Below are 14057 nucleotides of genomic sequence, written 5' to 3'. Positions count from 1 at the left end.
CCATCGGCATTGTTTAGAATAGAGCCATGGTCAGCATGCAGGTTTTCAATGGTTAGTTTACCGGCGTCATTGGCATCCACATCGACGGTATTCGCTAATAGTTGCGCGGTGGTTAAGGTTTGGCGTGTATCTTCACTGCCATTTGCAAGCACCACTTCAGATGAACAGTAAGGTCTGTCGTTACTGCCGTGAATGGTGATGACAATATCGTGTGTTGTACCATCTTTTGAATGGACTGTAATCGTATCGGTTAAGCTTTGCCCTTCACCAAGTTGGTCAATTGCAGTGCCACGCGTTGTGGGTCTAGCACCTATACCTGATAGATGCCCAGCATCGGCATGGTAATGCCAGGTGCCATCGGTGAGTAAGATTAGATCGCCATAGGTGCCGTGATAGTCGTAACCATTGCTGCCTTGGCGTTCAAATCCTGACTCGCCTACATCGGGGTCTGTGATGGTCAGCTTGCCATCAGCATAGAGTGTTGTATTGCCAAGTGTGGCGATGCCTGAGTGAGCATAGTCGGGTGACATGTCGACACCCGCGCTGTTTTCGGTTATTGAACCAGTATCAACGCCGCCAATAATAGCCGCATTATTTGTCCCATTGACGGTAATAGTAACTTGATGTGGCGTGCCATCGGCAGAATGAACGGTGATGATGTCAGTGGTTTTTGAACCTTGCGCTAACGCTTGCACGGTTGGGTTTGTATTGTCTAAATCATAGGTCCAATCACCGTTATCTTTAAGATGTAGGGTACCTAATTGACCTGCGATATCGGTATTTGAGAAGTGGGCTTCACCTTTGTCTGTATCGGTGATGGTGAGTGTTCCCGAGGTTTGCAGTTGTGACTCTTTCGTTACCGCACCGGTATTGGTGCCTGCAATAACAGCAGTATCATTAGTACCATTTACAGTAATAGTAACTTGATGTGGCGTGCCATCGGCAGAGTGAACGGTGATGGTGTCGGTTGCCGTTTTGCCTTGCGCTAATGCTTGCACGGTCGGATTTTGATTGTCTAAATCATAGGTCCAATCACCGTTATCTTTAAGATGTAGGGTGCCTAATGAACCAACAATGTCTGTATTCGAGAAGTGCGCTTCATTGGTATCGGTGTCGCTAATAGTTAATGAGCCCGTTGTTTGAAGTTGAGACTCTTCAGTTACCGCACCGGTATTGGTGCCTGCAATCACAGCAGTATCATTAGTGCCATTAACGGTAATAGTGATTTGATGCGCTGTGCCATCAGCTGAGTGAACAGTGACGATGTCTGTCGCAGTTGAACCTTGGCCAAGTCTTTGAACTACTGGGTTATTGTTGTCTAAACTGTATGTCCACGCACCGTCTTTGGTGATGCTTAGCGTACCGAAATTACTAGTCACTTGTGAGGCTTGAAAGTGGTCCTCTCCAAGATCAGAGTCCGTGACCGAAAGCTGCCCTTGAACTTGTGTCGTTAAATCTTCAGTTAACGTGCCAGTATCCACACCCGTAATTACTGCATTGTCGTCGTTCCCGCCAATCGTCATATCGATGGTTTGCGGTGTGCCATCTTTGGTGTGAATTGTGAAACTTTCATGCAGTGAAGTGGCTGCGGTTAAAGCTTGAACATTAGAGAGCGAGTTATCAACTTGATACTGCCAATGTCCATCAGCATCGATAGTTAATGAACCATATTTACCTGAGATAACTTCCGGCGTAACCGAACTTTCATTTTGGTCAGGGTCTATGACATCGATTTTGCCGTTCGCATGTAACAAGCCTTGTGAATCAATATTGTGATCTTCTGTTACCACACCTGTTAAGTCTCCAGAAATATTTGGCGTGTCTTGCTTACCTGTTACCGGTATCTGAACAATGATGCTCGAGCCGTTAGATAGATGTAACGCAAAATGATCAGTACCTGGTTGGTGCTGGTTTAACAGGATGTATTGAGGAGAATTTGGATTCAATACGAATGTGTATTGACCATTTGCATCAACATGAAGCTCTCCGTAGGTACCTTTTATGACTTCTGGCATAAAAGTGACAGGTAAAGCGGGCGTCGTAGACGCATTCGAATGAGTCGGCTGACCGTTACTCCCTGAGGAGATAGTCGGCATCGATACCGAAGGAATGTAATGGACTTGCGGGTGAGAAAGCGTCGACAAATGATGAGAAGGAACCAAGTGAGAGCTCGAACCATGGGCGGCATGACTTGCACTTAAGGTGGAGTTTACGTCGCTGTCACTCGTCTGAGCTTCTTGGAGAGCAACCGCTGATGAGTCCGCCTTGCTATGGTCATCGGTGACATCTTTTTCGGTCACGTTATTTGCGGTTACTTGATCTGCAGCGTCGCTGGAATTGTCTATACTTTCTGCAGCAGCGTGTTTAGCCAATGATGGCAAAATCATCATGAGTGACTGAAAAAGTGGGATATTCACTTTTAGATGTGAATGCAGTCTGCGCTTCTTTTTTTGTGTTGGTTTCTTTTGTTCTAGCTTGTTACTTTTCTTATTTTTGATTTCTGTATTTTTCTTGTTTGCTTCGACGTTTTTTTTGTTAGCCATTTTTATCATCCGTGAATCGTGGTTGCACTATCTTAAGTAAAATACACAGATAGAGGTTTCGCTAGCTAATTGGATAATTTTTAAAGAAAAAACTGCAAAGTCGAAGAATTATCTCATTTTGATGAAAGAGAGGATGAATACTTTTTCAACGGTCAGGTAAATATCGGCACAATGGCATTGACCTTACCCTAAGGGGAACGTTTATAGTTGCGTTGTAAATTCAAAGGTAAGCTATGACAAACACATTCCGAAAAACTTGGATTATTGTTTTCAGCATCATTGCGATGTTGATGTCTAGCTATGCCTCAAGCTCCTCAGCCTTGATGACTGAAGTAATGATGATGGAAATGGGGTCGAGCAAGTCGGCTTGTTACCACAGCGATACTTCGGTTAATGAATCAATGGCAGGGTGTCATGTGATGAGTGAAGAAGTACACGCTGAAGACTCTAACATGAGTGCCCATGCTTTGATGGCTCAATGCGATATGTCTTCAATGAGCGAAGACGGTAGCTCGATGATGGGTAACCATTGTTCGAGTGTCGATTGCTGTGCCTCAATGTGTTCTGCAAGTCCCTATCCAATTCAGGCTGTTCAAGCCGTTGATCAACTTTCCTTTTCATTAGCTCGTTTTCAATCGGTCACGATTGGCCAGAAAGTCGCACGCGCTCAATCTTTGCTACGCCCACCTTCCGCATAAATCTATATCTAAAAATACAGCTCTATCAGTTAGATAAATCTGATAAGCCATTCTTTTTTATGCGCTAATTAGCGTTAGATATGGACATTCATTGTGAATATGAAACCAACAACCTCTGTGTTTGTCATGAACACGAGCTTAGTGGTTGTTGCTACCTTGCCTATGGCCTTGTTTTCAAGTGCTACGCTCGCGGCTACCACGGCGTCAGCTTCAAATGCTCAACACATTTCAGCACATGACCAAGCAAGCTCGACGCAGCAACTCAATACACTGATTGAGATTGCTTTAAGCGAAGATGGAAATCGCAAACAGTACTTTGCTCAGTCTCAAGCGATGCGAGAAACGGGCATTGCCAGCTCGACCTTAATGGATCCTAAATTAAAAGTTGGATTTGGCGGTTTGCCTGTCGATAGTTTTCAATTCGACGAAGACCCGATGACCAATATATCGGTAGGGTTGATGCAGCAGTTTGAGCGTGGCGATACGCTTAACCTTCAACAAAAAAAGGCAGGCCAACAGGCTGATGCTTTAGCTTTGCAGGTGCAAGCAAGAGAATTGACGGTTGCGAATAGCATGACGCAGCTTTGGCTTAAGTTAGGTTATCAGCAAAAGGCTGAGTCGGTGATTCGTCAAAATCGTCGTTTGTTGGTTGAGCTTGAAAACTATGTACAAACCAATTACTCGATTGGTAAAAGTGAAGCGCAAGATCTGCTTAACGCTCAGCTTCAAGTGAGTAAGCTTGATGAGAAACTTCAGGCAAACCAGCAGGTTCAGCGTCGTCTAATCTCTCAGCTTTCTGAATGGTTGGGTTCTGATTGGCTAGGCTCTCAGGTTCTTGATTCTCAGGGCACACTGAATGCAACTAACCAAATCGATTGGTCGTTGTTGGAAAGCAAATTAGCGACCAATATCGATTCAACCAAGCACTACCAGCTACTGACTGACCATCCTTTGGTTAAGATCTCCGATGTCAGTATTTCCTCCAATCAAACTCAGGTCGAGTTAGCCGAGCAAGCTTATACCCCGCAGTTTGGGGTGGAAGTGATGTATGCACACCGTCAAGCCAATAACATGGCGGGTGAACCTGCTTCTGACCTGGTGAGTGCTTATCTGACAGTCGACATCCCGCTGTTTACAGGGAGCCGACAAGATAAGAACTTATCGGCTGCTCAGTATCAAGTTGGTGCGGCCAAATCTCAAAAAGACACCTTACTTTCCCAAATGAACGCGCAAGTGAACGCATTGCTGGTGGACAGATCAAATCTGATCCAGCGATTAGATCGCTATCAAACGTCCTTGCTTCCTCAAACCGCAGCACGAATCAGCGCGGTTGAAAGGGGCTATCAAAACAATACCGCTCAGTTTAACGATGTCATTTTAGCAACGACCGATGAGCTGGCGCTTAAGTTAGAGCAACAACGTTTGATCACCGATCTCAACATCGTTAACAGCAAACTGGCGGCGTTAGTCAGTGGCTTTGAATACCAAGTAAACCAACCACAACTCAATTCAAGCGCAACTAAACACACAGCCAATCAATAAGGGAATAGACAATGAGTTCAGTAAAAGTAGCAACAATCGCTTTATTGGTCGGTGGTGCATTGGGTTTTGGTGTGAATCACTTTGTCGTTGGGTCAGCACATAACATGTCAGCAATGGCAACGAGTACAGGCGCCGAAGTAAGTAAACAAACCAAGGATGAGCCTTTGTATTGGGTAGCTCCGATGGACCCAAATTATCAGCGTGATAAGCCGGGCCAGTCGCCAATGGGGATGGATCTTATCCCTGTGTATGCAGACGATGTGAACGGCGGAGCTAAAGATAAGCCCGGAACCGTGTTTATTGATTCTTCCGTGGAAAATAACCTTGGCGTGAAAACCGCACAAGTCACACGAGAAGCGCTATCACCGCGCATTGAAACCGTGGGTTATGTGGCGTTCGATGAAAGTACATTGTGGCAAACCAACGTAAGAGCAGCTGGTTGGGTTGAGAAGCTCTACATCAACGCAGTGGGTGAGAAGGTAAACAAAGGTGATGTACTTTTCACACTCTATTCTCCAGAGCTTGTTAAAGCACAAGAAGAGTTGATCAGTGCTTATAAAACGGGTCGTAAAGGTTTGATCAAGGGCTCGACTGAACGCTTAATTACCTTGGGTGTTGATAAGACTCAAATCCGCGCTATTACGCGCAAAGGCAAAGCCTCACAAACCATTGAAGTCAAAGCGCCAGCCGATGGTGTCATCGCAAGTTTGAATATCCGAGAAGGTGGTTACCTTTCACCTGCACAAGCGGTGATCAGTGCTGGCCCATTAGGCGAAGTATGGGTTGATGCTGAGGTGTTTGAGCGTCAAGCGCACTGGATCTCGTCAGGCAGCAATGCGGTGATGACGCTAGATGCCATTCCCGGCAAAGAGTGGTTGGGTAATGTCGATTACGTGTACCCAATCCTTGACCCAAAAACTCGAACCTTGCGCGTTCGTTTGAAGTTCTCCAATCCAAATGGCGAGCTTAAGCCAAATATGTTTGCAAATATTGCGCTGAAACCCATTAGTGATGAAGCGGTTCTTACTATCCCAAGATCTTCGGTGATTCACTCCGGTGGTATGACTCGAGTGGTGATGTCAGAAGGTTCTGGCAAGTATCGCTCTGCTCGTATTGAGGTTGGTCGTGAAGCTGGCGAAAAAATAGAGGTGCTTCAAGGGCTAGAGCAAGGTGAGAGTATTGTCACTTCTGCACACTTCATGTTGGATTCTGAATCGAGCCAATCAGCTGATCTGTCACGCATCAATGGTGTTGAGGAAGAAGCGGAAACCGTATGGGCAAACGGTGAAATTTCCGATGTTATGCAAGGCAGCCGTATGGTGACGATTAACCATCAGCCTGTTCCAGAATGGGATTGGCCGGGCATGGTGATGAATTTCACCTTTGTGGAAGGCTTGGACATGAGTGACGTGCAACGTGGTAAGGCAATTGACTTTGAGATGAGAAAGACAGAGTCAGGGCAATACGAGGTTGTTGATTACAAGGTCAACAAACACAAGATCGCCGGCGAAGTTTGGGTAACGGGTGACATTACCATGTTGATGGCAGATTTTGGCATGATCACTGTAAAACATCAGCCAGTCCCTGAGTGGAATTGGAAAGCGGGTGAAATGAATTTCCAAGCCAGTGATGACCTTGATTTATCTGAGTTTGCCGAGGGTCAAACCATTCGGTTTCTAGTGGCAAAGCAAGGTTCTGATTATGTGCTCAAATCTCTCGAACCGACGAATAGCACGGGTGAGGGCGAACTATGATCAATGCAATCATTCGCTGGTCTATTAGCAACCGCTTCTTAGTGTTGGTTGCTACTGTAGCCATCGTATTTGGCGGCTTATACAGCGTTAAAAATACACCTGTCGATGCCATTCCTGATTTGTCAGATGTTCAGGTGATCATCAAAACCAGTTATCCGGGGCAAGCCCCACAAGTGGTCGAGGATCAGGTTACCTATCCATTGACCACCGCCATGTTAGCTGTACCGGGTGCTGAAACAGTTCGTGGCTACTCGTTCTTTGGTGATTCCTATGTCTATATCATCTTCAATGACGATACCGATATGTACTGGGCGCGTTCACGAGTGTTGGAGTACTTAAGCCAAGTTGCACCTAACTTGCCATCGAGTGCCAAGCCAACACTAGGGCCAGATGCAACCGGTGTGGGCTGGGTTTACAGCTACGTGTTGCAAGATAAAACCGGTCAGCATGACTTAGCGGAACTTCGTAGTTTGCAAGATTGGTTCTTGAAGTATGAATTGCAAACTGTAGAAGGCGTGTCTGAAGTTGCGACCGTTGGCGGCATGGTGAAGCAGTACCAAGTACAGATTGATCCTGCCAAGTTACGTGCATATGACCTGACGCTTCAGCAAGTCAACAAGGCAATCCAAGATGGTAATCAAGAAACAGGAGCGTCTGTTGTTGAGATTGCCGAAGCCGAACACATGGTTCGCACCACGGGTTACCTGACAAGCATCGAAGACATTCAATCTTTGCCGTTAAAAGTGACAGACAAAGGTACTCCGCTGCTATTAGGTGACATTGCTGACATTAACCTTGGCCCACAAATGCGTCGTGGTATCTCGGAACTCAATGGTGAGGGCGAGGCGGTTGGCGGCGTTATCGTGATGCGCTTTGGTGAAAATGCCAGTGAAGTGATCGACTCGGTTAAATCCAAACTCGCTGAACTGCAAGCTGGCTTGCCTGATGGTGTTGAGATTGTCGCGACTTATGACCGTTCGACTTTGATTGATTCAGCCGTTGAAAACCTTTGGAAGAAGCTGGCTGAAGAGTTCATCGTGGTCGCCGTGGTGTGTGCGTTGTTCTTGTTCCATATCCGCTCATCACTGGTTATCGCACTAAGCCTGCCTGTTGGTATCTTGGGTGCATTCATTGTGATGCATTGGCAGGGTATTAACGCCAATATCATGTCTCTTGGCGGTATAGCGATTGCGATTGGCGCCATGGTGGATGGTGCCATCGTGATGATCGAGAACGTTCATAAACACATTGAACGGACTCCGCTCACTGACAAAAACCGTTGGCAGGTGATTGGTAAGGCAGCAGAAGAAGTTGGCGCACCGCTGTTCTTCTCTCTGATTATCATTACCTTGAGTTTTGTGCCTGTGTTCGCGCTAGAAGGGCAAGAGGGCAAGATGTTCTCGCCACTTGCGTTTACCAAGACGTATGCAATGGCCGCTGCAGCCGGTTTGGCTATCACGCTTGTGCCTGTGCTAATGGGTTACTTCATTCGTGGCAACGTGCTACCTGAACACAAAAACCCAGTAAACCGCAGCCTAGTGGCGATGTACAAGCCGCTTCTGAACCTCAGCCTAAAATATCCAAAGGTGATGATTGTTATCGCACTTGGCTTAATGGCGTCTGCTTATTACCCAACCAGTAAGCTTGGTAGCGAGTTCATCCCTCCTTTGGACGAAGGGGATTTGATGTACATGCCAACTACATATCCGGGTATTTCAATTGGTAAAGCGCGTGAGTTGTTGCAACAAACCAACAAGCTCATCAAAACCATTCCAGAAGTCGAAACCACGTGGGGCAAAATTGGCCGAGCAGAGACAGCAACCGATCCTGCGCCACTGACCATGATTGAAACCGTGATTCAGCTTAAGCCGCGAGATGAATGGCGTGACGGTGTCACCACTGAGTCGCTACGAAAAGAGTTTGATGAACTGATTCAATTCCCCGGTTTGACCAACGCTTGGGTCATGCCAATCAAAACGCGTATCGACATGTTAGCGACCGGTATCAAAACGCCAATTGGTATCAAAATCGCTGGCCCAGATCTGAGCGTGATAGAGGATATTGGCTCTCAACTTGAACCTATTCTTAACAACGTTAGTGGTACAGCTTCTGTATACGCCGAGCGTGTTGCGGGTGGTCGTTATGTCACGATAGACATCAAACGTCGTTCTGCTGCGCGATATGGCTTAAGCATTAAAGAAGTGCAACAGGTTATCTCGACTGCGGTTGGTGGCATGAATGTGGGCGAAACCGTTGAGGGACTAGAGCGTTACCCAATCAATGTCCGTTATCCACAAAGCTATCGTGACTCTGTCGTCAAGCTGCAGAACTTACCGTTAGTAACACCAAATGGAGCTCGCATCGCTCTATCGGACGTAGCAGATATTCGTTACGAAGATGGCCCTCCGATGATTAAAACGGAGAACGCGCGTCCTAATGGTTGGGTGTTCGTTGATATCGAAGGGCGCGACCTTGGTTCTTACGTGGCAGAGGCGCAAAAAGTCGTTACAGATCAAATCGTCTTGCCTGCTGGTTATTCACTGGCATGGTCTGGTCAATACGAATACATGGAGCGCGCCAAAGAACGTTTAAGTGTCGTTGTGCCAATCACCATCGCCATCATCATGTTGTTGCTCTACCTCAGCTTCCGCCGTGTCGGTGAGGTGATGATGATCATGCTGACATTGCCACTCGCAATGGTTGGCGGCCTATGGCTGATGCATATCCTCAATTACAACTTCTCCATTGCAGTGGGGGTGGGCTTCATTGCCCTCGCCGGGGTTGCTGTTGAGATAGGTGTGATCATGTTGGTCTACCTAAACCAAGCTTGGCACTACAAAAAGTTGGATGCAGAAGAGAACCAGCAAGCACTTCAGAGTAAAGACTTAACGGATGCGATCCGTGAAGGGGCAGGACTGCGTGTCCGCCCTGTGATGATGACGGTACTTACGGTGATTATCGGCCTCATTCCAATCATGTATGGCGAGGGTACGGGCTCAGAAGTGATGCAACGAATCGCAGCACCAATGATAGGCGGTATGGCGTCTGCCCTGTTGCTCACCCTATTAGTGTTGCCTGCAATCTTTAAGCTCTGGAAACAGCGAGAGATTACTCAGAGCCAAAACGAGACAAGTAAATAACGCACTGACTATAAAGCCCTTACTTGCGAGACCGGAGTAGGTAAGGGCGCACCACATGAACATGTGAAACTAACATAAAACAGAATTAATCTAAGGAACGACCATGAAAAAGACACTAATTGCTATCGCTCTAACACTGACCACTGCAACGGCTTTTGCTGAAATGGCTCACTCAATGATGAAAAATGGAGAGATGGATCATTCAAAAATGGATCACAGCATGATGAAGGATGGAAAGATGGACCATTCGATGATGAATATGGAAGGCATGTCTGAAGTGGGTATGCCTGCGACAGGCGCAAAGCCGGATAAAGTGGTTCATGTTCTGCTAAGTGACGATATGAAAATCACATTTAAGAACAAGGTTGATATTGAGCCGAACGACGTGGTGCAGTTCGTTGTGATGAACACAGGCAAGATTGATCACGAATTTTCGATTGGTTCTGCTTCAGAGCAGCTAGAGCACCGTGAAATGATGAAAAACATGGGTAATCACGCTCATGACTTGGGCAGCACAGTTACAGTTAAGCCGGGTAAAGCGAAGCAATTGCTGTGGCATTTCCATGGTGATAATAACGTAGAGTTAGCGTGCAATATCCCTGGTCACGCTGAAGCGGGTATGGTGAAGTCGTTAACGCTTTAGACGTTAATCAATAGCGCTTTGTTGAATTAGAAATTCAATGAGGGCTAGAAAATTAAAGATAAGTCTTAACTTATACCTAAAGCGCTTTGCTGTGAGGGATTCGCTGAGGCTTATCTGTAGTTAGAATCACTGTAGCAAGATAGAAGTTTCAAGCAGGTGGTGTGCCTCGCCGCTCAGGTGCGGTAGCTCTGCCATGATCTTTTTAAACTTGTCATCGATTGATTCTGCTTCATTCAGCGATCGAAAAGCCAGTACAGCCTGTTCAGGTTCGCTGTTCACATAACCTTTCAATGTATCTAGCTGAATTTTATTGGCATTTTCAACTTTTGACAGTGCGACATTGATTGCTTCGGTATTGATTGTTAACTCATTGCTTTTAAACATTTTTAATTATTTTTGGTTGTTGCTAATGCGCGCACATTACCACAACTGTTTTTGCAGATATTGACCAAGATTATTAAATTGGAATAATTTTGAAAATCATTAAAAGCTGAACTGCAATGTGTGATTTGGATAGGTGTCAGAAATACGAAGCGATTTAAGGAGTTAATAGCTTTGGTTGGTCAATTAGCGTTGATTCGTCAGTCTAAGCTTAAACAAAATAAGTTAAATCAGTATAGATTTAATGACTATAGATTTAATGACTATGGATTTATCGAACGGAGAAAGTTTTTGAATAGGGTATCGCTGGAAGAAAGCACGTCATGGAGCTTAAGGAGAAGTTGGAGCGTGCAGCGGGAATCGAACCCGCATCATCAGCTTGGAAGGCTGAGGTAATAGCCATTATACGATGCACGCACACTGTCTTAAGAGTAAGACTGAGGCATCAAGAAGACTGGAGCGTACAGCGGGAATCGAACCCGCATCATCAGCTTGGAAGGCTGAGGTAATAGCCATTATACGATGTACGCACATCGTCTTAACGAGAGTGATAATGCCACATCTAACTGAAAACGAAACCTTTTTCTTTCATTTTTATTCTAAGTGCTCGCATAACCACCACTCCGCTAGTTTTTCAATCATGTTCGGCGTTTTCAGAGTGAATAAAATGTGACTAAACTCTCGTTAAACGGAGGGCGAGAAACAATGGAAAATCCCCCGCTATTTCTGTGACAAATTCGGTTTGATTTATAAACCAGTTTGTTGGTGTTAGCTTGTCATAAAACCCATACAAATTAAGGAATTTGGAGTGTTAACATAAACTGATTTTTAATCGTGTTTTGGCGTCCATTAATAACAATCTGAATGCATAAATTTAACTTATTAGTCGGTCAAAACATTCAGTAAACTAATCCCAAATGAGTAGAGTTATAGAGACTTCTAAGCCTTTGCAGAAAAAAGTAACGAGTTCAGTTGATAATTTACGCAAAAGTCTCGTCATTCCGTCTATCGTTTGGTACATTTGCCGCACATTTTGTCTCCCCTAAAATACCCATGCCTTCTCAGTTCCGAATTAACAAAATTGTTGAAATTGGTGACACTCTTCACCGCAGTGGTTGTGCTCCTTACAAGCTAGAGAAATACACTCAATTCTATGCAAAAAAGCATGGTGTTGATGTGATGATCCAAGCTACGCCAACTGCGATTAACTATCAATTTCCAGACGATAACAACGCCGTTATTCTTAAGCGTCTAAAGCCTGCGTCGATTAATCTGAGTTTGTTGGCCAATACGATCATTCGTATTAACCAACCGAGTAGTGAGCCTGTACCAGAGCCTGTCGGTTACTCTAAATTTGTGACGGCACTTGCCAATATGGGTATTCCGCCTGCGTATTTGATGCTGGTGGGCAGTACGTTGGAAGCGGTTGGATTTTCTGCGTTATTGGGTTTGATGGTTTGGGTATGTCAGCAAGTTCTTCATTCACGTCGTGCTATCGCGGTTGAATTCATCTCGGCACTGCTAACCGGTATTTTCGTGGCGTTTTTGGCAAGCACAGGTTTACCGATTCCTGTGTGGGCGTTGTGTATCGCCTCGATTGTCTTGTTTGTCCCCGGTTTATCCATAGCCAACGCATTAGAATGTTTGGCGTTTAATGACTTGGTTTCTGGTACCAGCTTGCTAGGGCAGAGCGCCTTAACCCTGATTAAGCTGTTTGTAGGGATTATCATGGGGCTCAACATCGGTGAAGCGATATGGGGACAAGCGGTCTCCATCGACTATACCAATGCGGTACCGATGTGGATGCACATATCTGGCTTGGTGCTGATCTCTGTTTCTATCGGTGTGATGTTCAATGCGCGACCTAAAGACATCTTACTTGGTTTACCAGTAGCGGTTCTCGGTATGTGGGGCCCGTTCTATCTAGGTTTTGATAGTGGTTGGGTTGTCGGTACTTGGGTTACGACGGTTCTTATTACTTTGTACGGAACTTGGATTGCTAAAAAGATGGAGCTCACGGGCTCTATTTATATCGTGCAAGGGATCATCATCTTGGTTCCGGGTAGCCGAGTATTAGTGAGTGCCAGCCAATCGGTGTTTGAACAATCGATTCTGCCTATCCCGAGTATTGGTTTGTCGGCGTTATTCATGTTCTCTGCAATCGTGGCAGGGCAAATCACCGCTTACTCGATTTACTCACCAAAAGTCGAACGTTAAGCCGTTCCGCTTTTCAAACCTTTAAACAAACACAGCTTAGCGGCTGTGTTTGTTCGTTTTAGGTACTGCTCTTTTTTAAGACAATTAGCTCTCCGTAAAACTTGTTAGATTTATGCTCGCTAAGCCTGACAAGAGCCATTAAAATGGAACAAATTCTATTTAAATGAAGTATTAACGTATGTCCTTACCTCCTTGTCCGCAATGCCAATCTGAATATGTCTACCCAGACCAAAACAACCTAATCTGCCCTGAGTGTGCCTATGAGTGGAATCCAGAAGAAGAGCGTTTAGAAAGAGAAGCCGCGCGTGTTAAGGACGTAAATGGCGTTGTATTGGAAAGTGGCGATAAAGTTACCTTCATTAAAGATCTAAAAATTAAAGGCAGTTCTAGCGTACTGAAAATCGGCACTAAAGCCGTGATTCGACGCATCAACGAAGGCAAAGATCACCAGCTAGATTGCAAGTTGGATGGTGGCGGTGAAATGTTGGTTACGGCGAAGTACGTTAAGAAGCAATAGTCGATAATCGGTCAAAATTGCGAGTTGCTACTGAACTAAATAGCGTAAAACCGGCGGAGAATTAACATCATATGGACATGGTTAAAGCTGCTCTTTCGCATTCAACTGCCTTTCATCACTATGTGAACGCCTGTGTTGAAGATGGGTTAGATATTTACACGGGCATTTCTGATGGCAGTGATGCCTATTTAGAAAGACGAATTGCTTATTCAAAAGGTGGGGGTTTGCCAGAAGGGTGGACGCCTGCTTCTACTTATTTTTGTTTCGAGTCTGGACGTATTCTTGGAGTGATAAGAGTTCGTCATGGCACCAGTCCGTACATTCACGATGTCATCGGACATATCGGCTACGAGACTTTGCCACAAGCCAGAGGGCGGGGTATCGCAAGTCATATGTTGTCTTGGGTTCAACGACACGTATTGACCGAAAGCGCTATTATTACGTGTGAGAGGGGCAATATTGCTTCGCAAAAGGTGATAGAGAAGTGCGGTGGACAATTCCTGAATACCTTTTATTCAGAGCAAGATAAACACGAAGTCTTACGTTACCAACTAGAACCAAAATGAACATTTAAGCGTGGCATTTTTGGTTGTGTCTGGGGCTCTGAATTCCGGCTTAAACG

The 14057-nt window shown here is 45.4% G+C and carries 10 protein-coding genes and 2 tRNA genes; 8 read left to right on the top strand and 4 right to left on the bottom strand.

Features of this window, described 5'->3' with window-relative positions; translation table 11 throughout:
- The coding region (locus AB4486_RS12935; protein WP_372117318.1) for a VCBS domain-containing protein at window positions 1-2543 on the bottom strand (2543 nt) is incomplete at its 3' end.
- Window positions 2544-2776: 233 nt separating this feature from the next.
- Between AB4486_RS12935 and AB4486_RS12930 the strand changes: the two genes are divergently transcribed.
- The 5 genes from AB4486_RS12930 to AB4486_RS12910 all read left to right on the top strand — a co-directional run bounded on the left by AB4486_RS12930 (window position 2777) and on the right by AB4486_RS12910 (window position 10320).
- Window positions 2777-3241: a hypothetical protein gene (locus AB4486_RS12930; protein WP_371725610.1), complete on the top strand. Its 465-nt coding sequence runs from the start codon at window positions 2777-2779 to the stop codon at window positions 3239-3241.
- Between the two features lie 99 nt (window positions 3242-3340).
- Window positions 3341-4783 (top strand): TolC family protein, encoded by a 1443-nt coding sequence (locus AB4486_RS12925; protein ID WP_372117320.1) that lies wholly within the window; start codon window positions 3341-3343, stop codon window positions 4781-4783.
- Between the two features lie 11 nt (window positions 4784-4794).
- Entirely contained in the window at window positions 4795-6537 is a 1743-nt protein-coding gene (locus tag AB4486_RS12920) for an efflux RND transporter periplasmic adaptor subunit (RefSeq protein WP_372117317.1), read from the top strand.
- Window positions 6534-9677, top strand: coding sequence for an efflux RND transporter permease subunit (locus tag AB4486_RS12915; RefSeq protein WP_372117316.1), 3144 nt, complete (start codon window positions 6534-6536; stop codon window positions 9675-9677). Before AB4486_RS12920 ends, AB4486_RS12915 begins: the two co-directional genes overlap by 4 nt.
- 103 nt (window positions 9678-9780) lie before the next feature.
- Window positions 9781-10320, top strand: coding sequence for a cupredoxin family protein (locus tag AB4486_RS12910; protein ID WP_017059274.1), 540 nt, complete (start codon window positions 9781-9783; stop codon window positions 10318-10320).
- 126 nt (window positions 10321-10446) lie between these two features.
- Here the strand turns inward: AB4486_RS12910 and AB4486_RS12905 are convergent, their stop codons facing one another.
- The 3 genes from AB4486_RS12905 to AB4486_RS12895 all read right to left on the bottom strand — a co-directional run bounded on the left by AB4486_RS12905 (window position 10447) and on the right by AB4486_RS12895 (window position 11231).
- Window positions 10447-10704 carry a hypothetical protein gene (locus AB4486_RS12905; RefSeq protein ID WP_372117315.1) on the bottom strand — a complete coding sequence of 86 codons (258 nt, stop codon included), beginning with the start codon at window positions 10702-10704 and terminating at the stop codon, window positions 10447-10449.
- A 339-nt stretch (window positions 10705-11043) separates the two neighbouring features.
- Window positions 11044-11118, bottom strand: a tRNA-Gly gene (locus AB4486_RS12900).
- Window positions 11119-11156: 38 nt separating this feature from the next.
- Window positions 11157-11231, bottom strand: a tRNA-Gly gene (locus AB4486_RS12895).
- A gap of 523 nt (window positions 11232-11754) precedes the next feature.
- On the opposite strand from AB4486_RS12895, the gene AB4486_RS12890 reads away from it, so the two are divergent.
- The 3 genes from AB4486_RS12890 to AB4486_RS12880 all read left to right on the top strand — a co-directional run bounded on the left by AB4486_RS12890 (window position 11755) and on the right by AB4486_RS12880 (window position 14001).
- Complete coding sequence (locus AB4486_RS12890; RefSeq protein WP_004731486.1) at window positions 11755-12918, top strand: threonine/serine exporter family protein; 1164 nt, start codon at window positions 11755-11757, stop codon at window positions 12916-12918.
- Between the two features lie 178 nt (window positions 12919-13096).
- Window positions 13097-13435: a zinc ribbon domain-containing protein YjdM gene (locus AB4486_RS12885; protein WP_004731484.1), complete on the top strand. Its 339-nt coding sequence runs from the start codon at window positions 13097-13099 to the stop codon at window positions 13433-13435.
- Window positions 13436-13506: 71 nt separating this feature from the next.
- Window positions 13507-14001, top strand: coding sequence for a GNAT family N-acetyltransferase (locus AB4486_RS12880; protein ID WP_017058965.1), 495 nt, complete (start codon window positions 13507-13509; stop codon window positions 13999-14001).
- Window positions 14002-14057 lie beyond the last annotated feature (56 nt).

This window comes from Vibrio sp. 10N.222.55.C6 (genome assembly GCF_041473395.1).
GTDB lineage: Bacteria > Pseudomonadota > Gammaproteobacteria > Enterobacterales > Vibrionaceae > Vibrio > Vibrio crassostreae_C.
Note: the sequence above shows the minus strand (reverse complement) of the source record. Positions and strands in the feature narration are given on the sequence as shown.